This window comes from Xanthomonas sp. 4461, assembly GCF_024806475.1.
In the GTDB taxonomy this organism is placed as follows: domain Bacteria; phylum Pseudomonadota; class Gammaproteobacteria; order Xanthomonadales; family Xanthomonadaceae; genus Xanthomonas; species Xanthomonas arboricola_F.
The window spans coordinates 747,078-771,046 of sequence record NZ_JANTYV010000002.1; the positions used below are offsets into that span (position 1 = coordinate 747,078).

At 64.2% G+C, this 23,969-nt stretch carries 17 protein-coding genes and 1 tRNA gene; 2 read left to right on the forward strand and 16 right to left on the reverse strand.

Going from position 1 to position 23,969, the window contains the following annotated elements:
• Positions 1-3 precede the first annotated feature (3 nt).
• Together FHY19_RS10950 and FHY19_RS10955 are read right to left on the reverse strand one after the other, a co-directional pair.
• Positions 4-1,872: an ATP-binding protein gene (locus FHY19_RS10950; protein ID WP_259166075.1), complete on the reverse strand. Its 1,869-nt coding sequence runs from the start codon at positions 1,870-1,872 to the stop codon at positions 4-6.
• A gap of 225 nt (positions 1,873-2,097) precedes the next feature.
• Positions 2,098-3,453, reverse strand: a complete 1,356-nt coding sequence (locus FHY19_RS10955; protein ID WP_259153971.1) for a helix-turn-helix transcriptional regulator — start codon at positions 3,451-3,453, stop codon at positions 2,098-2,100.
• Positions 3,454-4,352: 899 nt separating this feature from the next.
• Between FHY19_RS10955 and FHY19_RS10960 the strand changes: the two genes are divergently transcribed.
• Entirely contained in the window at positions 4,353-5,138 is a 786-nt protein-coding gene (locus FHY19_RS10960) for a response regulator transcription factor (RefSeq protein ID WP_259153970.1), read from the forward strand.
• Positions 5,139-5,834: 696 nt separating this feature from the next.
• Here FHY19_RS10960 and FHY19_RS10965 read toward each other — a convergent pair.
• The 13 genes from FHY19_RS10965 to murJ all read right to left on the reverse strand — a co-directional run bounded on the left by FHY19_RS10965 (position 5,835) and on the right by murJ (position 22,431).
• Positions 5,835-6,221, reverse strand: coding sequence for a DUF805 domain-containing protein (locus tag FHY19_RS10965; protein WP_259166078.1), 387 nt, complete (start codon positions 6,219-6,221; stop codon positions 5,835-5,837).
• A gap of 265 nt (positions 6,222-6,486) precedes the next feature.
• Complete coding sequence (radA, locus tag FHY19_RS10970; RefSeq protein WP_259166080.1) at positions 6,487-7,878, reverse strand: DNA repair protein RadA; 1,392 nt, start codon at positions 7,876-7,878, stop codon at positions 6,487-6,489.
• A gap of 397 nt (positions 7,879-8,275) precedes the next feature.
• Positions 8,276-10,156: a tetratricopeptide repeat protein gene (locus FHY19_RS10975; protein WP_259166083.1), complete on the reverse strand. Its 1,881-nt coding sequence runs from the start codon at positions 10,154-10,156 to the stop codon at positions 8,276-8,278.
• Between the two features lie 156 nt (positions 10,157-10,312).
• A complete protein-coding gene (cyoD, locus tag FHY19_RS10980; protein WP_003484294.1) occupies positions 10,313-10,648 on the reverse strand; it encodes a cytochrome o ubiquinol oxidase subunit IV in 336 nt (111 codons plus the stop codon).
• The gene (gene cyoC / locus FHY19_RS10985; protein WP_024711670.1) at positions 10,648-11,280 is read right to left on the reverse strand and encodes a cytochrome o ubiquinol oxidase subunit III; all 633 of its coding nucleotides are present in this window, start codon (positions 11,278-11,280) and stop codon (positions 10,648-10,650) included. The genes cyoD and cyoC overlap by 1 nt, the downstream gene beginning before the upstream one ends.
• Entirely contained in the window at positions 11,277-13,277 is a 2,001-nt protein-coding gene (gene cyoB, locus FHY19_RS10990; protein ID WP_259153253.1) for a cytochrome o ubiquinol oxidase subunit I, read from the reverse strand. The genes cyoC and cyoB overlap by 4 nt, the downstream gene beginning before the upstream one ends.
• A complete protein-coding gene (gene cyoA, locus FHY19_RS10995) occupies positions 13,277-14,212 on the reverse strand; it encodes a ubiquinol oxidase subunit II (RefSeq protein ID WP_259153252.1) in 936 nt (311 codons plus the stop codon). Before cyoA ends, cyoB begins: the two co-directional genes overlap by 1 nt.
• Before the next feature lie 356 nt (positions 14,213-14,568).
• Positions 14,569-14,644 (reverse strand) — tRNA-Thr (locus tag FHY19_RS11000).
• A 142-nt stretch (positions 14,645-14,786) separates the two neighbouring features.
• Positions 14,787-15,737: a 4-hydroxy-3-methylbut-2-enyl diphosphate reductase gene (gene ispH, locus FHY19_RS11005; RefSeq protein WP_259166085.1), complete on the reverse strand. Its 951-nt coding sequence runs from the start codon at positions 15,735-15,737 to the stop codon at positions 14,787-14,789.
• A gap of 66 nt (positions 15,738-15,803) precedes the next feature.
• Positions 15,804-16,322 carry a signal peptidase II gene (lspA, locus tag FHY19_RS11010; RefSeq protein ID WP_259166088.1) on the reverse strand — a complete coding sequence of 173 codons (519 nt, stop codon included), beginning with the start codon at positions 16,320-16,322 and terminating at the stop codon, positions 15,804-15,806.
• A 308-nt stretch (positions 16,323-16,630) separates the two neighbouring features.
• Positions 16,631-19,462: an isoleucine--tRNA ligase gene (gene ileS, locus FHY19_RS11015; protein ID WP_259166089.1), complete on the reverse strand. Its 2,832-nt coding sequence runs from the start codon at positions 19,460-19,462 to the stop codon at positions 16,631-16,633.
• Between the two features lie 6 nt (positions 19,463-19,468).
• Positions 19,469-20,554, reverse strand: coding sequence for a bifunctional riboflavin kinase/FAD synthetase (locus tag FHY19_RS11020; RefSeq protein WP_259166090.1), 1,086 nt, complete (start codon positions 20,552-20,554; stop codon positions 19,469-19,471).
• A gap of 272 nt (positions 20,555-20,826) precedes the next feature.
• A complete protein-coding gene (murJ, locus tag FHY19_RS11025) occupies positions 20,827-22,431 on the reverse strand; it encodes a murein biosynthesis integral membrane protein MurJ (RefSeq protein WP_259166091.1) in 1,605 nt (534 codons plus the stop codon).
• 116 nt (positions 22,432-22,547) lie between these two features.
• On the opposite strand from murJ, the gene rpsT reads away from it, so the two are divergent.
• Positions 22,548-22,817, forward strand: coding sequence for a 30S ribosomal protein S20 (gene rpsT / locus FHY19_RS11030; RefSeq protein WP_002807888.1), 270 nt, complete (start codon positions 22,548-22,550; stop codon positions 22,815-22,817).
• Between the two features lie 91 nt (positions 22,818-22,908).
• Here the strand turns inward: rpsT and obgE are convergent, their stop codons facing one another.
• Complete coding sequence (gene obgE, locus FHY19_RS11035) at positions 22,909-23,958, reverse strand: GTPase ObgE (protein ID WP_259153246.1); 1,050 nt, start codon at positions 23,956-23,958, stop codon at positions 22,909-22,911.
• Between the last annotated feature and the right edge of the window lie 11 nt (positions 23,959-23,969).

A 23,969-nucleotide genomic window follows, 5' to 3' on the forward strand; every position in this document is an offset into this window, starting at 1 on the left:
CGCTCAGCGCGCCAGCAATTGGGTCACGGCGTCGGCAAAATCGCCGAACGCCTTGTTGAGATCCGAACCGCCCGACTCGGCGCCGCCGGCCTGCGGCTGCGCGCGCCCCTGCGCAGACACGATCACCTTGAGCGAGCGCAGCAAGCGTGCAGCGACCGCGGCTTGCGGGTTGCCCGCACGCTGTGCGGCCAGCAATGCCTGCAGTGCAGGATTGTCGAGGTTGAGATACAGCCGCTGGGTCTGACGCGCTTCGATACGCGCGGTGAACTGCCGCGCCAGCCGCAGCGCTGCAGTGGACACCCGCTTGTCGTTGTCGTCCTGCTCCAGCCGACGCTTGAGTTCGGCCTCGCGGTCGGGCACCACCACCAGCGGCAGTTCTTCGGGGCTGAACCGCGCCGGCACCAGTGCCTCGCCATCGCCCAGATGCTGCTCCAGCCACGCCAGTTCGTCGGCCGGCAGGGTGTCGAGATGGAACAACTGGCGGTTGCCGTGCTCGGTGCCCAGCTCCACCAGGCGCACGCCCTTGGCCTGCGCCCAGCGACGCAGGAACGGCACCACCGCGTAGCGGTTTCCGTAAGCGACCGGCACGCCCATCGCGCGGAACAGCATTTCTTCGAAACCGCTGTCGCTATCCAGGATCACATGCACCGCGCCACGCGCCGGCAACTGCTGCGCAGGCAAGTCGCCCTGCGAGGTCGGCACGCGCACATGTTCAAGCAGCAGGTCGAACAGGCGCTCATCGCACAGCGCCGCGCCCAGCAAGGCTTCGTTATGCCGCAGCAGGATGCGGCGCCACGCTTCGGGCTGTTGCCGCGCCACGTCCGCCAGGCCCTGCACCAGCGCTTCGGACAAGGCGTGCTGCACCGAGCTGTACACCACATCGCGCTGCAGATCCTCGCGGCTCGCGGTCGGTGTCAACCGGTTGGATTCGATCACCCCGCCGATAAAACCCGCCCACGGCGGCAACAACTCGCGCGCATTGTCGTCCAGCAACATGCCGCGCAGGAACACCGATAGATTGCGGTTATCGCTGGTGCCGTAGGTGGCGCCGTCCTGCACCCACAACAGGCCGACCGCATCGCTGCCGTCGGCGGCACGCACCGGCATGCAGCACAGCGGCTCGAAATTTCGTTCGAAGCGCGCCGCAAACTCGCGCTGCCGACGCCATGCCTGCACCGGATGCAACGGCACCGCATCGTCCATGCGCCACGGCGGCGGCTCGGGATTGATCGGCTGCGCATCGGCACCGACCCGGATCGGCTCGCGCAACAACGCGCAGTAGCGCGACAGGATCTCGTGCAGGCGCGCGTCCTGCGCCAACGCCAGATATTGATCGTGCAGCTCCAGCACCACCTCGGTGCCGACCTGCGCACGCGCCGGGATCGGGCTGACCGTGTATTGCTCGGCATTGCTGGAGATGTAGCAATGGGCCAATGTCGGATTCTGGTACGAGGCGGTACGCACGGTAACGCGTCGCGCCAGCACGAATGCCGACAAAAACCCCAACCCGAACATCCCGATCAGACCGCTGTCTTCGTGCCCTCCCTGACGCAGCCCACGGGTGTACCCCACACCAACGGTGGCCAGAAAATCGTGGATTTCCTGCTGGGTGAGCCCGGCACCGGTATCGGTGATGCGCACGATGCCCTGGGCGGGATCGGCATAGACATGAATGCACGATTCGCCTTGCCAATCGGGCTGTTCCAGGCGGCGTCGCAGGATCGAGTCGTGCGCGTTCTGCACCAGCTCGCGCAGGGCGACAACTGGAGTGGAATACAGATGTTTGCTGAGGACGGACATCAGTCCGTTGAGATCGACGCCAGCGCGGCGGATCTGTGAGGCGTCCGTCGCCTCGGAGATGTGATCTTGCATGATCGTCGTCGTTTCCTTGGCGGCCACGCCCATCCTCGGACGCGCCTCCTGGGTGGCAGTGCGAGCCGGCAAGGATAGCCGCAAGCCATCCTGCACGCACGTCTCACTTTGGCTCCTGCGCTGGCGCGTATACAGGCGCATACGCGCAGCGGACTGCGCCTGACATGTGCCGTCGGAAACGATGCGCCACCGCCCGGCATGCATGCCGGGCGGTGGCGCTGTCGACTAGCGTTGCAGGGTTTCCATCGGTGCCTCGTTGAAATGCTGGCGGTACCCTTTGGCCAGCGCTGAACGGCTGCCAACGCCCCAGCGGCTGGCCGCCTGCAACACGCTGCCGCAGCCGCCTTCGGCCAGCAACTCGTCGCGGATGCTCTGCATGCGGTAACGCCGCAGCACCTGGGTCGGCGACAGCCCGGTGGCCGACTTGAATGCCTGCTGCAACGCGCGCCCGGTCACACCGATCTGCGCAGCCACTTCGTTGATCGACAGGTCCGAACGGTGCGCATTGGTGATCATGTACCCGTAGGCACGGCGGTACTTGGCCGGCAGGCGCGCGGAGATATCGTCGCTGACGTGCGCCGGGGTGCCGCTTTCCAGCAGACGCGGTGCCTGCACTTCGCTGCGCAGGCATTGCACGGCGCCCAATGCGTAGCGGTTGTACAGCAGCAAGGCCTGCTCGGTACGGCCCAGCGCCTGGCTGATCTTGGCCTGGCAGTACTCGAACTCCAGGTTCCAGCGCGGCGCATGATGCCGGCCGGCACCGGCCAGGGCACGCTCGGCCAGATCGGCGCGACCGACAGCCAGTGCAGCCAGCGCCAGCTCCACCTGCGCATCCTGGCGCGCGCACGGCGGGCAACCGGTTGCCGCGGCCGGCAGCGCATCGATCTGCGCGTCGAACCCGAAGGTGTCGCCGCCAGCGATCCGCAACAGGTTGCGCACATGCCGCATGCGCTGCGCCAGTACCGGCATGCTTTCGGCCAGATCGGCGATGCAGGCACGCAGTTCGCTGGGCTCGAACGCATGCGCGGCATCTTCCTGGCGCAGCGTGGCCTGCCAGAAGACATGGTCGCTCATGCGGTCGGCGCGACGGATACGCAGCTGCGCAATCATGTCCAGACGCAGCGCGGTGGCGATGCGCAGCCAGTCGGAGGCGCCGGTTTCCAGCTCGGATAGCGCTTCACGCGCACGTTCCAGCGTCTGCAGGGCCAGGGTGCTCTGGCCGAGGTGAAAGTGGGTCAGCGCCTTGCCCAGCAGACCTTCGCCACACAGGCAGGCCGGCGTGTCGCGGTCCATCGCAAGCTGCGCAAAGCAGTTCAGCGCCGCGCTCAAACGCCGCTGGCTCAGCATCAGCCAGGCGGTATTGCGGCACGACAACAGCCGAAGCTGCCGCTGATGGCCGCGCATTGCCTTCAATGCGTGGCGGTAGGCGTCTTCGGCTTCTTCCTGGTATTCGAGAATCAGCAAGGCATCGCCGCTGGCTCCCAGCAGGCTGACCTCGTCGTCGGGGCCGTCCGGTGTTGCCTGGCCGTCGCGACGTTGTTGAAGATGTTGCAGACCTTGCGGCCAGGCACCAACCAGCATCCTGCTTGTATAGGTAGGAAGACGATCTGCGTAAGACAACGCAGAAATCGCTGCGAAGTAGGTTGAAAGGATCATGCCGGGCTCTCTCTGAGGGGGACGAGCAAAAAACAAACAATGCGCCGGTCTGGCTGGCGCAAACGATTGTATGCAGCGGATCCAATGGAAACTCTCACCTGCGCGCACCGCAAAAATCAAAAAACCTCACTCTGTCTTCCAGCGCGTCCGCCGTGCGTTTTGCATATGCGGGATTCTTTTTTGCAGAGCGCGTGCAGTGTCCAGCGATGGACATTACTTAACGCCTGGACGCTGGTTGCGGTTGCGGCACGACCAGGCAATGCGGTGCCTTCGCGCAACATCTGCCAACGCACGCGTTGATCGCAGATTTTTGAGTGTTTGCTCCGATTGCTGCGCGAACGTTGGGCGGGACGTGGCCATGTTGCTGCGCACACGTCCCGCTCATAACCAAAGTAACTTTCGTGTTACCTGCTCGCCGGACCTATTCCTTGCGAAGGCAGCGTTCGTCGTAATCGCAATACCTTGGTCTAGACCTTTCCAACCAATTTCGTGTATTCCCGGACAAACATGTCCGGGCAATACACCAAGGATATGCGTGGATGCGCGCCCGCATGCCCAAGATGTAAGAGCTGCGTTGCGTATAGATGAGCGCGAGTTAAAGCGTACCCACCCAAACCCGAAGAAAAGTACGCAGCAGTGAAACTTTCTGCCGCTGGAATGGTACATACCATTCGCCTGACCTCGGTCAGACCCTCCCCCCTTTCGCAGCCGGATGGTATGGCGATGCACTTATCTCTATCTGTGGATTTTGTAGCGGCGCCTGCCGCCCGTCACCGGCATCCCACGCACGACTGGTACGTGTGCCGTCACGGGAAGGCCGGATGATGCACACCCCTTCTCCCGGCAAGCACGGAGCGGCGTTCCTGTTGACGCAGGACGCGCGCCTGACATCGCAGGTCAACGCGAGCCTGGCCTCACTAGCACCCAAATTGGCGGTGTTTTCCGATGAGCTGGAGCTGTTGCGCAACTTGCGGCATTCGCCCTGCGACCTGCTGATCTTCGATGCAAGCTGCGTCGCCTCCGACGACAGCTCGGTCCTGGCCTGGCACCGCTGCCACAGCGGCCATCCCACGCCGCTGATCGTGCTGGGGCGGTTCGACTGCCCCGACGACATCCTGGCCTGGTACCAAGCCGGCGCGCAGGAAGTGTTAGCGCTCCCATTCAACTCGTGCGAACTGCAGGTGCGGGCGGCATTGGCGATCTCCCCCGCCCCAGAGGCCTGCCAGGAGTCGCAACACCTCACCGTCGGCCCGTATCAGCTGATCCGCGAAGAAAACACGGTTTACCTGCATGGCAAGCCGATCGTGCTCACCGCGCGCGAGTTCTCGATCGCCTGGCTGCTGTTTTCCAGCCCCGGGGTCTGTTTCCGCCGCTGCCAGCTCGCCAAAGCGGTCTGGGGCAGCCACACCGAGTTCACCGACCGCACCATGGAGCAGCACATCTACAAGCTGCGCAAGAAATTGCAGCTGTGCAACCACAGCGGCGTGGTCCGTATCAGAACCGTGTATTCGCATGGCTACAAGCTGGAGCTCGCGTTACAGGGCAAGGACCCGCTGGCGCCGGGCAAAAGCGCAAGCCCGAGCGCCGGACATCGCGCGGCCGCCTGCTGAGCGCTGATTCGGCATCAGACCCTCGCCATGCACTTATCGAGGTACGTGCATGGCGGATCGTGACGCTGGCGGCCTGCATCGGCTTGCCATGGCGCCATGCGCCCGCCCCCACTCCCCGGTTTCAAGGTGTTTGAATCGTTGTATTAATTCATTTCAAACTGTGTCGTTCGACCAAACCAGGTTGAATCGACCAACGATGAGATCGGCAGTGGCTCAGGCTGCGAATATGAAGTCCGGGCAGATCGGCTGTTCACGCACGATGCCGAGTGACGCAACCGCCGGTCGAAACACCTTGCGATCTTCGGGAACTTTCTGATTCCCTTTGGGCAAGCAAGGGAGGCCTGAACAGGCACCCGTACAACCGATTGCGATGAGGGCGCTGCGCCCGCGCATCTCGCCCCTGCAAAAATTCAACAACGCCACCAGAGCGACAGCGTAGCTGCCAGGCAGGAGCAGGCGTGCTGCTAACGCAATACACGTTGCCGTGATCATTCGGCTGCGGTGTACTCGATCCGCCATGCGGTGGATGTGTGGCCCTGAGCCGCCGTCCCGGCATCGGCAGGTAACATGCGCGCAACGCGGGAGACAGTGCACGCGACACCGCACCCTGGGGGTTGCCAGCTGCGTCAAATCGCATAAACGACGATGGCGCAGGAAACTCCTGCGCCATCGTTCAACCCACATCGTGCGAGGCGATTACTGCTTCGGGCTCTCGCCGTACTGGTTCGGGCCCGGGGTGCCTTCCAGGCACATGAACACGAGCACGATAAAACCGCCGACGTAAGGCACGAAGCTGATCAGATAGAACCAGCCCGACTTGTCCTGGTCATGCAGCCGACGCACGGTCACCGCAATGCCGGGGACGATCAGCGCCAGCACGAAGATCGCCATGATGGCAACGACCACCCAGGCCAGCGGACCAGGGCCGTTCTCGCCTCCCATCACCGCCGCCGCAATACCGAACATGATGCCCAGCACCGCCAGAACGATCACCTGCATCAACATGAACATCCAGTATTCCTTGCGACGCGAGCGACCTTCAAAGTCGGCGTAACGCTTGAGCGGCAACAACATCCATTCCATCGTGGTTCTCCAGTTCGAGCAATCAGCGGTGTCTGTGATCCGGTGCACAGTGCAACGGGCCGCGCATGGTGCCATAGCCGCACTCTGGTGAAAACGCTTTCTTCACACCCGAATCCAAATTGCCGCCGCCAGCCGACGGGCGGTTGCCTGCGCAGGCAACGCCCATCGGGCGATAGCGATATTGGGCAGGGCCGCCTGCGGATAGGCCAACGGCAAGCTCGGCCGGGTCGTCTGCCCTGCCAGTCCCCACGCAGCAACGCATGCCTCAGTCGGCCGCGGCCTCCAGCGCCTGGCTCAGCCGCTCCACCGCGATGATCTCCATCCCCTTGATGCTGGCCGTCTTCGGTGCATTGGCACGCGGCACGATCGCGCGTTTGAAGCCGTGCGTGGCAGCTTCCTTCAAGCGATCCTCGCCATTGGGCACCGGACGGATCTCGCCGGACAACCCGACCTCGCCGAAGGCGATCGTCTTCTCGGACAACGGCCGGTCGCGCAGCGAGGACAACACTGCCAGCAGCACCGGCAGGTCGGCCGCAGTCTCCTGCACGCGAATGCCGCCGACCACGTTGACGAACACGTCCTGATCGCCCACCACGATGCCGCCATGGCGGTGCAGCACCGCCAGCAACATCGCCAGCCGGTTCTGCTCCAGGCCCACCGCGACGCGCCGCGGATTGGACAGCGGCGAGGCGTCCACCAGCGCCTGCACCTCCACCATCAACGGCCGGGTGCCTTCGCGGGTGACCATCACGCAGCTGCCGGGCTGCTGGGTGCTGCCGCCAGACAGGAAGATTGCCGACGGGTTGGAGACCTCCTTGAGGCCCTTCTCGCCCATCGCGAACACGCCTAGTTCGTTGACCGCACCGAAGCGGTTCTTGAACGCGCGCAACAGGCGAAACCGGCTACCGCTCTCGCCTTCGAAGTACAGCACCGCATCGACCATGTGTTCCAGCACGCGCGGGCCGGCGATGCCGCCTTCCTTGGTCACATGGCCAACCAGGAACACCGCGGTACCGGTCTCCTTGGCGTAGCGCACCAGCCGCGCCGCGCTCTCGCGCACCTGGCTGACCGAACCCGGCGCCGCGGTCAGCGACTCGGTCCACAGCGTCTGGACCGAGTCGGCCACGATCAGCTTCGGGCGCGCCACGCTGGCGTGCTGCAGGATGTTTTCGATGCCGGTTTCGGCCAGCGCGTTCAAGCCTTCCAACGGCAGATCCAGCCGCACCGCGCGCCCTGCCACCTGCGCCAGCGATTCCTCGCCGGTCACATACAACACCGGCAATGTGCTCGCCATGCTGGCCAGCGCCTGCAACAACAACGTGGATTTGCCGATGCCGGGGTCGCCACCGATCAACACCACCGCACCTTCGACCAGCCCACCACCCAGCACGCGATCGAACTCGCCGATGCCGGTGGACACGCGCGCCTGCTCGGATTGCTGCACATCCTTGAGCGCGGTAATCTTGGGCGCCTCAGTCTTGCCAGCCCAGCCGCTACGCCGCGATGCCGCAGGCGAGGCCTTGCCGCCGGGCGTGGCGCTTTCCAGCACGATTTCGCTGAGCGTATTCCACACTCCGCACTCGGTGCATTGTCCCTGCCACTTGTTGTACTCGGCGCCGCACTCGCCGCAGACATAGGCCGTTTTTGCCTTCGCCATCGTCAGTTAACCAATCGCTTCTGGAGCGACAGGATAGTCGGCGTTGGTCTCAGGATGCGCGACGCTGGCTCGGGATTCGGGATTCGGGATTCGGGATTCGGGATTCGGGATTCGGGATTCGGGAATCGGGAATCGGGAATCGGGAATCGGGAATCGGGAATCGGCCAGGCTGCGGCGGCGCAGGAATGGATGCAATCGCGCATTTCTGCTGCTGCGTTCTCACTCGGACATCGATGGCGCCGAGCATTTGGCTGGCGCGATGTCTTTTGATCGGTCGGCACCGGCATCGGTACCGAACAAGACCAGCGTCTGGAGCCGCATGATCGATCGCAGCCGGTCATGCAGCTCCAGGTCTTGCCATTGCCCGCTTCAACGCCTGCGAGCGGGCGGCCGCCACTCAGCGCGGCTTGTACAACTCGCTCAGGCGATCCGGCTTGCCGGCGATGCGTTCCAGATGCGGATACAGCAGGCCGCCGTGGTAATCGATGCGCACGGTGTCGTAGCGGTCCAGGCGCTTGACCAGCAACTCGATCGGCGCGGTGGTGCCCTTGGCCGCCTTGATCGCGTCCTTGATCACCTCGCTGCTGAAGGCGCGGCCGTTGACCGCCACGATGGTGTTGCCGGCGATCAGGCCGGCATTGAAGGCCGGGCCATCCCAGAGCACATCACCGATCTCGCCAGAGGCCTTCAGGGACAGGCCAAGCGAATAGGTCAGGCTGGCGTCCTTGTCGTCGCTCTCGTCGGCCTTGGTGGCCAGGTTCGGCTCCTCGTTGTAGACCAGCTTCCAGCCGTTGGCCTCGATGCCGGCATTCAAGGAACCGTGCCCGTCCATGCGGCTGCGTAACAGGCTGGCCCAGTCGTAGGGCGCCACGCCGTTGAGCGTGGCCACGATGTCGTCGAAGGTGTACGGGTTGACGTCCCAATCGCCGTTGTTCATGCCGAAGAAGGCCTTGCCGAAATCGTCGATGGAGCGCTTGTTGTTGGTCAGCGCGCGCAGCTTGCTGTCCACTTCCAGCCACATCATCTGGCCGCCGGAGTAATAGTCTTCGGCCATCTGATAGCTACGGTAGGCCTTGGGGCGGCGCATCGACATGGTCGGGTCGTTGGTGGTGTCCTGCACGGTGCGCCAGGCCATGCCGGGGCGCCCACGCTCGTACTGGGCTGCCACGCCAGCGAGCATCTCGCGCGCCTGATCCTGCGTCCACAGGCCCGAACGTGCAGCCATCACTTCGCCCCAGAACTGGGTCTGGCCTTCGTACAGCCACAGCAGGCTGTCGCCCATCGGGACGTTGAAATTGGGCGTGGCCAGGTCGGCACCACGGCGGTACTTGCCGTTCCAGGAATGGTTGAACTCGTGCGCGAGCAGGTCGCGCCCGGTCCAGCTCTTGTCCCACTCGGTGAAATAGGTCGGCACACCGCTGTTTTCGCTGGAGCGATGGTGTTCCAGGCCGATGCCGCCCAACTTCTTGGTCAGCGCCAGCAGGAATTCGTAGTGATCGAAATGCCGCGCGCCGTAAAGCTTGTCCATCTGCTGCACCAGCGACGCATGCGCCTTGATCTGCTCGGGCTTGGCCTCCAGCGACTTGGCTTCGTCGGCGAACACGTTGAGGTAGACCGGCTGCTTGCCGGCGCTCAACTCCACGCGCTTGTAGTACTTGCCGGCGAACATCGGCGAGTCGACCAGGTCGTCGAAATCGATCGGCTTGAAGGTCACCGTGTCGCCGACGCGGCGGTCGGTTTCCAGTGCCGTGGCATAGCTCCAGCCGGCTGGCAGGGTGACGCTGGCCTGGGCCTTGATGTTGCGCGCGAACACGCCGGCCGGATACAGCGCGGTGGTGTTCCACTGCAGGTTGAGCATTTCCGGAGTCATCATCACCCGGCCCTGGTTGGGGGCCTGCGGCGACAGGAACTTGAACTCGGCCACCAGCTCGGTGGCGCCCTGGGGCACGTCCACCTTGAACGCGTAGACATCGAACTGGTCGCGCGTCCATGGCACCACCTTGCCATCGACCTTGATCACCAGACCGGCCAGTTTGTCGATCGGCCCTGTCGGCGAGTGGTTGCCCGGAATCCACTGCGGATACAGCAGCGTCATCGGGCCCGGCTTGGCCGGCATGGTGGTCTTGACCTTGAAGATGCGGTGGGCCAAATCGGTGGCATCGACGTCGATCTTCAAGGTGCCGTCGAACGGCACGTCCTGCGGCGGCGCGGTTTGCGCGGCGGCCGGCAACGACAGCGCTGCCAGCAGCGACACGGACAACAGGGTGGGCATCTTCATCGCAACTCCGCAGGTGACCTGGAACAGGCAAGCCCACGATGCTAAGCGCCCACCACGGCTTCCCCGTATGCCATTGGTCATGCCGCAGGCAAATTCATGCGCAAAAAAAAAGCCGCCCATCGCTGGCGGCTTTCTCCGATCCGGCACTGCGCCGTCTCAATGCATCATGTTGACGTTCATGTTGTGTAGCACCCACAGCGAGCCGACGATCACGATGCCGATGATCAGCAACGAGAACAGGCCCACCTGCACGTTGGAGCGCTGCTCGGGCGTGCGATCCATATGCAGGAAGTACACCATGTGCACCAGCATCTGCACTGCGGCCATGACCGAGATCACGACGATGGTGACACCCTTGGAGAACGCCCCGCTCATCACCATCGCAAACGGGATGACGGTGAGGATGACAGCCATGACGAAGCCGATCAGATAGGACTTCAAACCGCCGGCATGCGCATCGGCCGCGGTATCGGTGTGGTGGTGATTGGCCATTACAGCGCTCCCAGCAGATAGACGACGGTGAACACACCGATCCAGATGATGTCCAAGAAGTGCCAGAACAGGCTCAGGCAGGCCAGACGCGTGCTGTTGCGCGCAGTCAGGCCGTTCTTGGAGATCTGGATCACCAGCACCGCCATCCACAACAGGCCCGATGCCACGTGCAAACCGTGGGTACCGACCAGGGTGAAGAAGGCGGACAGGAATGCGCTGCGTCCCGGGCCGGCACCTTCATGGATCAGGTGGTTGAACTCCCAGATTTCCATGCACAGGAAGCCGATACCCAGCAGCGCGGTGACAGCCAGCCAGCCATACAGGCCGCCCATCTTGCGCTTGTGCGCGGCAATCATCGCAAAGCCAAAGCTCAAGCTGCTGAACAACAGCAGGAAGGTTTCCACCAGCACGAACTTCAGGTCGAACAGCTCCTTGGCGGTCGGTCCATCCACCGTGGCGCCGGAGAGCACCGCATAGGTGGCGAACAGACCGGCAAACAGCAGGCAGTCGCTCATCAGATAGACCCAGAACCCGAAGACGGTGTTGCCACCGCCGTCGTGATGCTCGTGGTCGTGATCGTGGCCGCCCGCGTGGGCGGCGTGGTCAAGCGTGGTCGAGGAAGCCATGGTCATACCACCTTCGCGGCCTGCGCCGCCTGTTGCTGTTCGAGCAGCGCAAAGCGCGCGTTTTCGATGCGCTCCACTTCATCGGCCGGCACCCAGTAATCGATGTCGTCGTCGAAGGTGCGCGCGATGAAGCTGCCGATCATGCCCACCAGGCCAATGATGGCCAGCCACCAGATGTGCCAGATCAGGCCGAAGCCCAGCAGCACGCTGAAGGCGCCGATATACACGCCTGCACCGGTGTTGCGCGGCATGTGGATGGGTTCGTACTTGGACGGACGCACCCAGCCCTTGCCGTTCTGCTTGTCGGCCCAGAACTGATCGCGGTCGTCGATGTGCGGCAGCACGGCGAAGTTGTAGAACGGCGGCGGCGAGGAGGTGGCCCACTCCAGGGTGCGGCCATCCCACGGATCGCCCGTGTGGTCCATGTGCTCCTTGCGCTTCCAGACGCTGTAACCGATCTGCACCAGATTCAGGAAGATGCCCAGGCCGATGATCGCAGCACCCACCGCAGCGACATACAGCCACGGCGCCCACTCGGGATGGTTGTAGGTGTTCATGCGGCGGGTCATGCCCATGAAGCCGAGCACGTAGAGCGGCATGAAGGCCACGAAGAAGCCGATGATCCAGCACCAGAACGAGGCCTTGCCGATCTTCTCGTTGAGCTTGAAGCCGAACGCCTTCGGGAACCAGTAGGTCAGCCCGGCCAGGTAACCGAACACCACGCCGCCGATGATCACGTTATGGAAGTGCGCGATCAGGAACAGGCTGTTGTGCAGCACGAAGTCCACGGCCGGGATCGCCAGCATCACACCGGTCATGCCGCCGATGGTGAAGGTGATGATGAAGCCGATCGTCCACAGCACCGGCGAGGTCATGTGCACGCGGCCGCGGAACATGGTGAACAGCCAGTTGAAGATCTTCACGCCGGTCGGGATCGAGATGATCATCGTCGTGATGCCGAAGAAGGCATTGACGTTGGCACCCGAGCCCATGGTGAAGAAGTGGTGCAACCACACCACGAACGACAGCACGCCGATGCACGAGGTGGCGTAGACCATCGAGGTGTAGCCGAACAGGCGCTTGCGGCTGTAGGTGGCGATCAACTCGGAGAAGATGCCGAACGCCGGCAGGATCAGGATGTAGACCTCCGGGTGACCCCAGATCCAGATCAGGTTGACGTACATCATGGCGTTGCCGCCACCGTCGTTGGTGAAGAAGTGCGTGCCCAGGTAACGGTCCGCACCCAGCAGCGCCAGCGCCACGGTCAGGATCGGGAACGCAGCGATGATCAGGATGTTGGTGATCAGCGCGGTCCAGGTGAATATCGGCATGCGCATCAGGGTCATGCCCGGCGCGCGCATCCGCATGATCGTCACGAAGAAGTTGATGCCGGTCAGCAACGTGCCCAACCCTGAGACCTGCAATGCCCAGATGTAGTAATCGACACCGACCCCTGGACTGTATTCCAGCCCCGACAACGGCGGATAGGCCAGCCAGCCGGTCTGCGCGAATTCGCCGACGCCCAGCGAGATGTTGATCAGCGCCGCACCGGCCACGAACAGCCAGAAGCTCAGCGAGTTCAGGAACGGAAACGCCACGTCGCGTGCGCCGATCTGCAGCGGCACGATCAGGTTCAACAGGCCGGTCATGAACGGCATGGCCATGAAGAAGATCATGATCACGCCATGCGCGGTAAAGATCTGGTCATAGTGGTGCGGCGGCAGGACGCCTTCGCCACCGTTACCCGCCAGCGCCTGCTGGGTACGCATCATCGCCGCATCGGCGAAGCCGCGCAGCAACATGACCAGCGCCACGATGATGTACATCACACCGATGCGCTTGTGGTCCACCGAGGTGAACCACTCGTTCCACAGGTAGCCCCACAGCTTGTACTTGGTGATGGCGCCGGCGATGAGCAGGCCGAGCAGGCCGGCACCACCGAGAGCGACCATGATGATCGGCTCGTGGTACGGAACCGCCTCGATCGTAAGTTTGCCTAGCATCACTTGTCTCCAGAAGTGCACATGGCAACCGGCTCTGCAGCCGATGCCTCATGGTCGCCGTGGCCTTTGTTGTGGCCCGGACCATTCATGTATTTGTCGACCAGCGAGCGGAACATGCCGTCCTGCACCGACGAGTAGTAGGTGACCGGATACTGTTCCTTGTCGTTGCGGTTGGCGGCCAGCACCTGGTACTCGGCAGCGTTCAACGCGGTCGGCGATGCCTTGACCTTGGCCACCCATGCATCGAAGCCGGCCTGATCCACGGCATGCGCCTTGAAGCTCATCTTCGAGAAGCCGTGACCGCTGTAGTTGGTCGACAGGCCGAAGTATTCGCCCGGCTCGTTGGCGACCAGGTGCAGCTTGGTTTCCATGCCCGCCATCGCGTAGATCATGGTGCCCAGGTGCGGGATGAAGAACGAATTCATCACCGTGTCGGAGGTGATCTTGAAGTTCAGCGGCGTATGCACCGGGAAGGCGATCTCGTTGACCGTGGCGATGTTCTGGTCCGGGTAGATGAACATCCACTTCCAGTCCAGCGACACCGCTTCGATGGTGATCGGCTTGACGTCCGAATCCAGCGGCCGGTACGGGTCCAGCGCATGCGACGAGCGCCAGGTCAGCACCGCCAGCACCAGGATGATCACGCACGGGATCGACCACACCACCACCTCGATCGCGGTGGAATGCGACCAGTCCGGCTCGTAGCGCGCCTTCGTGTTGGATGCGCGGTACTTCCACGCGAACGCAATCGTCATCACGATCACCGGGATGACCACGATCAGCATCAGCACCACCGAGGTGATCAGCAGTTGCTTCTCGTCGTGGCCGATCTGGCCTTTCGGATTGAGGATGGCCGAGTTGCAGCCTGCCAACAGCAGGAACGGCAACATCAGACCTGGACGAAGTAAACGCCCGAGATGTTTCAGCGGAATCATCGGTCGATCCAAGTGCGAAGGAACGCCAGCCGCGCATCGTCTCCAGCAAGGGAGATGTCCGGCGATGCCCTTCTTTTTGAGGGAGGGCCCACGCAGACCGAAGTTGCAGGTTAGCGCGCCAATTTTAATCTTTGCTGCACCTGCACGAAACCCATTGGCAATGATCTGCCGCAATAAATGCGCGCAAAACCGTGCGACATGTTGTCGCAGCGCAGCGTAAGCAAAGATGCAGGCCATGACGCCCGTCGTCGCAGCCTGCGGTTGCAGTGCAATCGATGCGCAAACCGCGTGAAATACGCTTGCGAACGCCAGAAACGCAACTGGGCCGGCCAAGGGCCGACCCAGTGCTGAAGCGATGGTGCCGGAAATAGGAATCGAACCTACGACCTACGCATTACGAATGCGCCGCTCTACCAACTGAGCTATTCCGGCGAGCCGTGCATTGTAGGAGCGGAGCCAGGGGCTGGTCAATCGCCGCCGTGGCGGCCAGCTGCGCGAATGGTCTGCCAGACGTGCCGACACCCGGACGTCGCTCTCCCTGCCCTGTCCGGCAGCTTTGGCTGCTGACGTGAAGTCAGCTGACCAGGCGCAACCGCAATTCCTTGGGCAGCGCGAACACCATCGATTCGGGCTCGCCTTCCAGCTCGGACACACTGTTGGCGCCCAGCTCGCGCAACCGCGCCAGCACGCCATCGACCAGCACCTGCGGGGCGGAGGCGCCAGCGGTCAGGCCGATGTGCTGCTTGCCGACGATCCAGGCCGGATCGATCTCGCCGGCATTGTCGATCAGGTACGACTCCACCCCGTCGCGGCGTGCGAGTTCGCTCAGTCGATTGGAATTGGAGCTATTGGGCGAGCCGACCACCAGCACCAGGTCGCACTGGCGCGCCAGATCGCGCACTGCGTCCTGGCGGTTCTGGGTGGCATAGCAGATGTCGTCGTGGCGCGGCCCCTGCATCGCCGGGTAGCGCGCACGCAGCGCCTCGATGATGCCCATGGTGTCGTCGACCGACAGCGTGGTCTGGGTGGTGTAGGCGAGATTGTCGGGCTGGCGAATCTGCAGCGTGGCAACCTGCTCGATGTCCTCGACCAGATAGATCGTGCCCGGGCCGCGCTCGCGGCTCCACTGCCCCATGGTGCCTTCCACTTCCGGGTGCCCGGCATGGCCGATCAGCACCACATCGCGACCGGCACGGCAGTGGCGGGCAACCTCGAAATGCACCTTGGTCACCAGCGGACAGGTCGCGTCGAACACCTTCAAGCCGCGGCGCTCGGCCTCCTGGCGCACCGCCTGCGAGACGCCGTGTGCGCTGAAGATCACCGTGGCGTTGTCGGGCACCTCGTCGAGCTCTTCGACGAAGACCGCACCGCGCTGCTTCAGGTCGTCGACCACGAAGCGGTTGTGCACCACTTCATGGCGCACATAGATCGGCGCGCCCAGCGTCTCGATCGCGCGCTTGACGATCTCGATCGCGCGGTCGACACCGGCACAGAAACCACGGGGATTGGCGAGCAGGACATCCATGACGGGCATTCTACGGGAATGGAGAAAGAGGGGTCGGACCGGGTGGCGCGCGTCGGCACCGGGGCTTCAGGGGCGATTCCCGATTCCCGGCTCGTGTTTGCCGCCCTTGTCGAACAGCCCGAACACTGCAATCCCGATGGCACCGCCCACGATGGCCGAGTCCGCGATGTTGAATGACGGCCAGGTATGGCTGCCGATATACCACTGGATGAAATCGACCACGTGGCCGTGCATCAACCGGTCGATCACATTGCCGATCGCCCCGCCGATCACCAGCGCGTAGGGCAGCGCGCTGCGCCACTGCCCACGCGCGGTGCGCGACAGCCAGAACGCCAGCAGGCCACTGATGCCCACCGCCAGCGCGGTGAAGAACCACAGCTGCCAGCCGCCGGCATCGCTCAGGAAGCTGAAGGCTGCGCCGGTGTTATAGGTGCGGTACCAGTTCCAGAAGCCGTCGATGACCGGCACCGGGGTGTATTCGGGCAGGCTGGACAATACCCAGGCCTTGCTCCACTGGTCCAGCCCGACCACGAGTGCGGACAGCAGCAACCAGATCAGGGCGGAGGGTTTGGGGCGTTGACTCATGTCGGAAGGTCGCAGTTGGTGGTGACTTCTCCGACGCCGGAGAAGATGCCTGGATGGCGTTGAGGATGACGGTGGCAGAACGAAAGCCGGAAGACAGGCGCGCAAGGATGGCATGGACCTCGAAGCCAGCCGCCCCGTCCCGCCTTGCCGCATGCGCCACGCTTCAGCAAGCTGGGAAATGCGACGCTGGCGCAGTCATCCAGCCGCAGCGCCTGCGAACGAGGTCGCACGCAGGCGCAAGCCTGGCCCATACGGGTTCTGGATCACGCGTGGCAGGATCGGCCCGCCATGCGCATCGTGCAAACCCATCAGAACCAGCGACGATCCTCGCCGGGGCCTTCGATATTGCTGACGCAGCGGCTGCACAGCTCCGGGTGTCGCGCATCGCTGCCCACGCTGGCCTGGTGGTGCCAGCAGCGCACGCACTTGGCCTTGCTGGTCGGTTGCGCGCTGACGAAGATGTCGTCGGTGCTGGCCGCGGTCACGGTGACATCGCCGCTGATGAACAGGAAACGCAGCTCCTCGGCCAGCGGCTGCCAGCGCGCCGCGGTCTGCGCATCGGCGGCAACCGTGATCTCCGCTTCCAGCGCCGCGCCGATCGCACCATTGGCACGCATCGGCTCCAGCACCTTGGCCACCTGCTCGCGCAGCGCCAGCAACTTGTCGACATCCGCGCTGGTCAATGCGGCATCGGCAGGCAGCGGCGCCAGGCCGTCGTACCAGGTGGCGAACAACACGTTGCCGACATGCTCGCCCGGCAGATACGCCCACAGTTCTTCGGCGGTAAAGCTCAGCACCGGCGCCACCCAGCGCACGAAGGCTTCGGCCACGTGATACATCGCGCTCTGCGCCGAACGGCGGCCGCGTGCATCCTCGGCCATCGTGTACAGGCGGTCCTTGGTCACGTCCAGATACAGCGAGCCCAGGTCCACGCTGCAGAAATTCAGCAGCGCCTGCACGATCTCGGCGAAGTCGTAGCGCGCGTAGGCAGCGACGATCTTTTCCTGCAACTCATGCGCGCGATGCACGATCCAGCGGTCCAGCAGCACCATGTCGTCCAGCGCCACCAGATGCTGCAACGGGTCGAAGCCATGCAGATTGCCGAGCAAAAAGCGCGCGGTATTGCGCAGGCGGCGATACGCATCGGCATTGCGCTTGAGGATCTCCTGCGACAGCGACATCTCGTTGCTGTAGTCGCTTGACGCGATCCACAGGCGCAGGATGTCCGCGCCCAGGGTCTTCATGATCTCCTGCGGCTCGATGCCGTTGCCGGAAGACTTGGACATCTTGCGGCCGTGTTCGTCCACGGTGAACCCGTGGGTGAGGCACTGCTTGTACGGCGCCGCCTTGTCCATTGCCACGCCGCTCAGCAGCGAGGACTGGAACCAGCCGCGATGCTGGTCGGAGCCTTCCAGGTACAGGTCGGCCGGCTTGGGCAGGCCGCGGTCCACCAGCACCGCTTCATGGGTCACGCCGGAGTCGAACCACACATCCAGGATGTCGGTGATCTTGTCGTAGTGGGCCGCTTCGTCGCCCAGCAGTTCGGCCGCGTCCAGCGTGTACCACACGTCCACGCCACCCTGCTCCACCCGGTCGGCGACCTGGCGCAGCAACTCGGTGCTGCGCGGATGCGGCTCGCCGGTTTCGCGGTGCACGAACAGCGCGATCGGCACGCCCCAGGTGCGCTGGCGCGAGATGGTCCAGTCCGGGCGGCCGTCGACCATGCCGGCGATTCGCGCCTGGCCCCAGGCCGGGTACCAGGTCACCTGCTCGATGGCCTTGAGCGCATCGGCGCGCAGGTTGGCCTGCTCCATCGAGATGAACCACTGCGGCGTGGCACGGAACGCGATTGGTGTCTTGTGCCGCCAGCAATGCGGATAGCTGTGCTCCATCTTGCTGGCCGCCAGCAACGCACCGGTGCCGCCCAGCGCCTCGATGATGACGTCGTTGGCCTTCCAGATATGCAGCCCGGCCAGCACGGTGTCGCCCAGCGGCGGTGTGGAGGGCAGGTACACGCCACGCCCGTCCACCGGGTTGATCTGCGCAGCGCCGTAACGCTCGAGCAGGCCGTACTGCTTGGAGACCTGGTAGTCCTCCTGGCCATGGCCCGGTGCGGTGTGCACCGCGCCGGTACCGTCCTCGGCCGACACGTGGTCGCCCAGCAGCAGCGGGATCTCGCGCTCGGCATAGAACGGGTGGTTCAGCAGCATCTGGTCCAGCACGGCGCCCTTGGCATGGCCATGCACCGCCACTTCGTCCACGCCGTAGCGCGCCAGCACCCTGGCCGCGAGGGCCTCAGCCACCACCAGCCAGCGCGGCTGGCCGCGGTCGGCCGGGCCTTCGACCAGCACGTAATCGAGCTCCGCACCCAGGCTCACCGCCAGCGACGCCGGCAGCGTCCACGGCGTGGTGGTCCAGATCGGCACCGCCACGCTGGTGCCTGCCGGCAGGCTGGCACCGAATGCGGCAGCCACCGCCGCCGGATCGCGCGCCGGATAGGCCACATCCACGGTCGGCGAGACCTTGTCGGCGTATTCGATCTCGGCCTCGGCCAGCGCCGAGCCGCAATCGAAGCACCAATGCACCGGCTTGACGCCGCGCGTCAGGTGGCCGTTGTCCACCACCTTGGCCAGCGCGCGGATTTCATTGGCTTCGAAGCGGAAATCCAGCGTCTTGTACGGGTTATCCCAATCGCCGACCACGCCCAGGCGCTTGAAATCGCGCCGCTGCAGATCGATCTGCTCGGTCGCGTATTCGCGGCACTTCTGACGGAACTCGGCAGCGCCCAGCTTGACGCCGACCTTGCCGTACTTCTTTTCGATCGCGATTTCGATCGGCAGGCCATGGCAATCCCAGCCCGGGATGTACGGCGCATCGAAGCCAGCCAGATACTTCGACTTGACGATGATGTCCTTGAGGATCTTGTTGACCGCGTGACCCAGATGGATCTGGCCATTGGCATACGGCGGGCCATCGTGCAGCACGAACAGCGGGCGCCCCGCCGCGTTGGCACGCAGTTGCGCATACAGCCCATCGCGCTCCCAGCGGTCCAGCATCGCCGGCTCACGCTTGGGCAGGTCGCCGCGCATCGGAAATTCCGTCGCAGGCAGATGGAGAGTGGCTTTGTAGTCTTGGGTCACAGGAATCTACCGTTGCGCTGCGTAAGGAGATGTACGGGGATGTTGCGAAGCGGTGGCATCGACGGCGTCTGCATCTGCCAAATGGCGCGAAGCGTTGTCACGCTGCCCCTCAACGGGAAGACCGACGGAACGAGCAACGCCCGCATCGGCAGGCAGGCGCGAGGGGCTCGCCTTGAGCACGGCGCGGGCCTGCTCGGCGTCGCGATGCATCTGCACGGTCAACGCGTCCAGCCCATCGAACTTTTCTTCATCGCGCAGCTTGGCGACGAATTCGACCTCGATATGCCGGCCATACAGATCGCCCTGGAAATCGAACAGGTGCGCTTCCAGCAATGGCTCCACGCCGGCCACGGTGGGCCGGGTACCGAAGCTGGACACCGATGGCCACGGCCGCTCGGCCACGCCATGCACCCAGGTCGCGTAGATGCCCGACAACGCGGGAGTGCGCGGGAAACGCAGATTGGCGGTGGGATAGCCCAGCGTGCGCCCCAGTTGCTTGCCGCGCACCACCCGCCCACCGATGGCATACGGGCGGCCGAGCAGTTCCCCGGCATGCACGAACTCCCCGGCGCCCAGCAGCTCGCGAATCCGCGTGGCGGAAATCCGCTCGCCGTGCAGGTGCACCGGCGTGATTTCGCCAGCCGCAAATCCATGCTGTTCACCCAACGCACGCAGCAAGCCGATATCGCCGCCACGCCGATGGCCGAAACGAAATTCCGGGCCGATCCACACCTCTTTGGCGCATAGCCGGCCGACCAGCGCCAGCCGTGCGAAGTCTTCGGCACTCATTGCCGACAAGCGGCCGTCGAAACGGATCAGGCCCACGCTGTCGGCACCGAAGTCGTACAGGCCTTCGATCTTGGCGCGCGCCAGGGTCAAGCGCGGCGGCGGCGCGGCCGGCGCAAAAAATTCGCGCGGCAACGGCTCGAAGCTCAACGCCACCGCCGGCACGCCCAGTGCGCGCGCGCGCGCGATGGCGTGCTGCACCAGCGTCCGATGCCCCAGGTGCAGGCCATCGAAAGCGCCGATGCAGACCACGCTTCCGTGCGGGAACAGCGTCCCGCCCTCGACGTCTCTAAACAGCCTGCTCATTCCTCGATCCAAACAGATGCCGGCCTGGTGGCCGACCCTCGCTGATACATAACTTGTAAGTATAGCCATGCCTGTCAAGCCGCATGGGCGCGCCTGGCGCGCGCAGCACCACCCACGCGCGTGGCCTGGCCAGGCAGCGACTGGCATCCGCTCCCCGGCCGTAACGTCGGCCAGGGCCGCCGCGGACCTTCCACGCCTGTGCGGCCGCGCTGATTGCAGACACCCCGGCGGAGCTCGCCAGGGGCCGCTGCAATGTTCGGAAGCAGGTCGGCTCAGTTCTCCCGCAGATGCCGCGGCCGCAACCCCAACGCCAGTTGGGCGACCACGTAGGTCAGCCCGCCGCTGCCGACCAGCACCGCCAACCAACCGATGCGATGCCATTTATCCATCACGGTGAACGATGGCAGCCACCACAACACGCCCAACAGCACCGTTACCATGGCCGCGCACGCCAGCAACAGGCGTACCGCATAGCCGCCCCAGCCCGGCCGCCGCTGGTAGACGCCGGACTTGCCGAGCCAGTACCACAGCAACCCGAGATTGAGATAACTCGACAGCGCGCTCGCAATGCCCAGCGCCAGATGCAGACCCGGCTGCTTGCCCAGCGCCTGCATCACGCCCTGGGCCTTGAGCTCGGGCGGCACCATGATCTGGTAGACCACTGCCAGCAACGCGAAGTTGAACACCATGTTGGCCACCAGCGCCGCCACGCCGGCGCGTACCGGAGTACGGGTGTCCTGGCGCGCGTAGAACGCCGGCAGCAGCACCTTGAGCATGGCGTAGGCCGGCAGGCCGAAGCTCAGCCCGTAGACCGACATCGCGGTCATGCGCGTATCGAAGGCAGTGAACTGGCGGTACTGGAACAAGGTGGCCACCAGCGGCTCGGCCAGCAGCAGCAAGCCGAGCATCGCCGGCATCGCGATCAGCAGCGTGGTACGAAAGCCCCAGTCCAGCGCGCCGGAGAACGCGTTGCGGTCGGTCTTGACGTGATGGCGCGCCAGCGCCGGCAGGATCACCGTGCCCAGCGCCACCCCGAACACGCCCAGCGGCAATTCCAGGAAGCGGTCGGCCAGCGACAGCCACGACTGTGAGCCATCGGTCAGCCTGGCCGCGATGATGGTGTCCAGCAGCAGGTTGATCTGCGCGATCGATGAGCCGAACAGGGTCGGCACCATCAGGGTCAGCACCTTGCGCACGCCCGGATGTTGCCAGCCCCAGCGCGGCAGGGTCAGCAGGTCGATGCCTTTCAGCGAAGGCAGCTGGAACAGCAACTGCAGCATGCCTGCCGCCAGCACCGCCCAGCCCAGCGCCAGGATCTGTTTTTCCGGAGTGCCGCCCAGCTTCGGCGCCAGCCACACGGCGCCGGCGATCATGCACAGGTTGAGGATCACCGGGGTCAGCGCCGGCATGGCGAACTTCTGGAAACTGTTCAGCGCCCCGCCGGCCAGCGCGGTCAGCGAGACGAACAGCAGGAACGGGAAGGTCAGACGGAACAGATCCACCAGCAGGCCATGCTTGGCCGGATCCGTATCTACCCCACTGGAGAACAGCGTGGCCAGCGACGGCGCGAAGATCAGCGCCAGCGCGGTGACAAGCAGCAGCACTCCGCCCAGCGTGCCTGCCACCCGTGCCATCAACTCGCGCAGGTCCGCATGCGGGCGGGTTTCCTTGATCTCGGTGAACACCGGCACGAACGCGGTGGCGAAGGACCCTTCGGCAAATAGCCGGCGCAGGAAATTGGGGACCCGGAATGCCACCCAAAACGCATCGGTCACTGCATTGGTGCCGAAGGTGGTGGTGATGACCTGGTCGCGAACCAGTCCCAGCACCCGCGACACCATGGTCATACTGCTGAATGAGAGCAGGCCTCTCAACATGCCAGGCTTGCTCACGCTGCATCCCTCTTGACAACTGACTTGACGTACATATCTGGGTCCATCATACTTTCCCGCTTGCTTTTTCCACTACACCGATTCTTCAGGAAACCACCACCGTGGCCAATATCAAGTCCGCCAAGAAGCGCGCCAAGCAGACCGTTGTGCGCAATGAGCGCAACACCGGACAGCGCTCGATGCTGCGCACCGCCGTCAAGAAGGTGATCAAGGCCCTTGACGCCAACGATGCCGCAGGCGCCGAAGCTGCTTTCGCCGTTGCTCAGCCCATCCTCGACCGTTTCAGCGCCCGTGGCCTGATTCACAAGAACAAGGCTGCGCGCCACAAGAGCCGTCTGACCGCTCGCATCAAGGCCATCAAGGCCGCGTAAGCGATCAGCCGCGCCGTTACCGGAAGCCTGGCTTCCGGCAACACAGAAAAACCCGGCCTCGGCCGGGTTTTTTGTGTGCCTGTACGTGCACTCAGCCCGCATTGCGCGCCTCGAGCTCGTCCTCGCGCTGGCGGTCGAAGAACGCCATGACATCCTTCATGATCGGGAACGTGCCATCGCGCCCCAGCGCTGACACCAGATACCACGGCGCGGTCCAGCCCAGCTCGGCCACGATGGTTTCGGCGGCGGCACGCGCTTCGTCCTCGAACATCAGATCGGCCTTGTTGAGGACCAGCCAGCGCGGCTTCTTCAGCAGCTCGGCATCGTGACGTTCCAGCTCGCGCTCGATGGTGCGCACCTGATCCACCGGTGAGGCGTCCACGCCCCCATCCATCGGCGAAATATCCACAAGATGCAGCAGCAGCCGGGTGCGCTGCAGATGGCGCAGGAACTGCGTGCCCAGGCCGGCACCATCGGCGGCACCCTCGATCAGGCCCGGCACGTCCGCGATCACGAAGCTGCGATAGGCCTCGACACTGACCACGCCCAGATTCGGATACAGCGTGGTGAACGGATAGTCGGCCACCTTCGGCGTCGCCGAGGACACCGCGCGGATCAGCGTGCTCTTGCCGGCATTGGGGAAACCCAGCAGGCCGACGTCGGCCAGCAGCTTGAGCTCGAGCTTGAGCAGACGCTCCTCACCCTCTTCGCCGGTGGTGGACTGGCGCGGCGCGCGATTGACCGAGCTCTTGAAATGCATGTTGCCCAGACCGCCCTTGCCGCCTTTGGCCACCAGCAGTCGATCGCCATGCTGGGTCAGGTCGCCGATCACTTCGTCGGTCTGCACATTGATGACCACGGTGCCGACCGGCACCACGATGACGCGATCTTCGCCCCCCTTGCCATAGGCCTGACGGCCCATGCCGTTCTCGCCGCGCTGCGCCTTGAAGGTGCGCTCATGACGAAAATCGACCAGGGTGTTGACGTTCTCGTCCGAGACGATCCAGACGCTGCCGCCGGCACCGCCATCGCCACCGTCGGGACCACCAAGTGGAATGAACTTCTCGCGGCGAAAGCCGACACAGCCATTGCCGCCATTACCGGCGGTCACCAGGATTTCTGCTTCGTCGACTAACTTCATGAGATTTGGGA

Bases quoted from the DNA above. Each gene is read 5' to 3' on its own strand.
- FHY19_RS10960 (WP_259153970.1), top strand. From the start codon at position 4,353: ATGCACACCCCTTCTCCCGGCAAGCACGGAGCGGCGTTCCTGTTGACG.
- lspA (WP_259166088.1), bottom strand. From the start codon at position 16,322: ATGAGTCAACGCCCCAAACCCTCCGCCCTGATCTGGTTGCTGCTGTCC.
- radA (WP_259166080.1), bottom strand. From the start codon at position 7,878: ATGGCGAAGGCAAAAACGGCCTATGTCTGCGGCGAGTGCGGCGCCGAG.
- ispH (WP_259166085.1), bottom strand. From the start codon at position 15,737: ATGGATGTCCTGCTCGCCAATCCCCGTGGTTTCTGTGCCGGTGTCGAC.
- cyoA (WP_259153252.1), bottom strand. From the start codon at position 14,212: ATGATTCCGCTGAAACATCTCGGGCGTTTACTTCGTCCAGGTCTGATG.
- FHY19_RS10950 (WP_259166075.1), bottom strand. From the start codon at position 1,872: ATGCAAGATCACATCTCCGAGGCGACGGACGCCTCACAGATCCGCCGC.
- obgE (WP_259153246.1), bottom strand. From the start codon at position 23,958: ATGAAGTTAGTCGACGAAGCAGAAATCCTGGTGACCGCCGGTAATGGC.
- cyoD (WP_003484294.1), bottom strand. From the start codon at position 10,648: ATGGCCAATCACCACCACACCGATACCGCGGCCGATGCGCATGCCGGC.
- FHY19_RS10975 (WP_259166083.1), bottom strand. From the start codon at position 10,156: ATGAAGATGCCCACCCTGTTGTCCGTGTCGCTGCTGGCAGCGCTGTCG.
- cyoC (WP_024711670.1), bottom strand. From the start codon at position 11,280: ATGACCATGGCTTCCTCGACCACGCTTGACCACGCCGCCCACGCGGGC.
- murJ (WP_259166091.1), bottom strand. From the start codon at position 22,431: ATGTTGAGAGGCCTGCTCTCATTCAGCAGTATGACCATGGTGTCGCGG.
- cyoB (WP_259153253.1), bottom strand. From the start codon at position 13,277: ATGCTAGGCAAACTTACGATCGAGGCGGTTCCGTACCACGAGCCGATC.
- FHY19_RS10965 (WP_259166078.1), bottom strand. From the start codon at position 6,221: ATGGAATGGATGTTGTTGCCGCTCAAGCGTTACGCCGACTTTGAAGGT.
- FHY19_RS11020 (WP_259166090.1), bottom strand. From the start codon at position 20,554: ATGAGCAGGCTGTTTAGAGACGTCGAGGGCGGGACGCTGTTCCCGCAC.
- FHY19_RS10955 (WP_259153971.1), bottom strand. From the start codon at position 3,453: ATGCTGGTTGGTGCCTGGCCGCAAGGTCTGCAACATCTTCAACAACGT.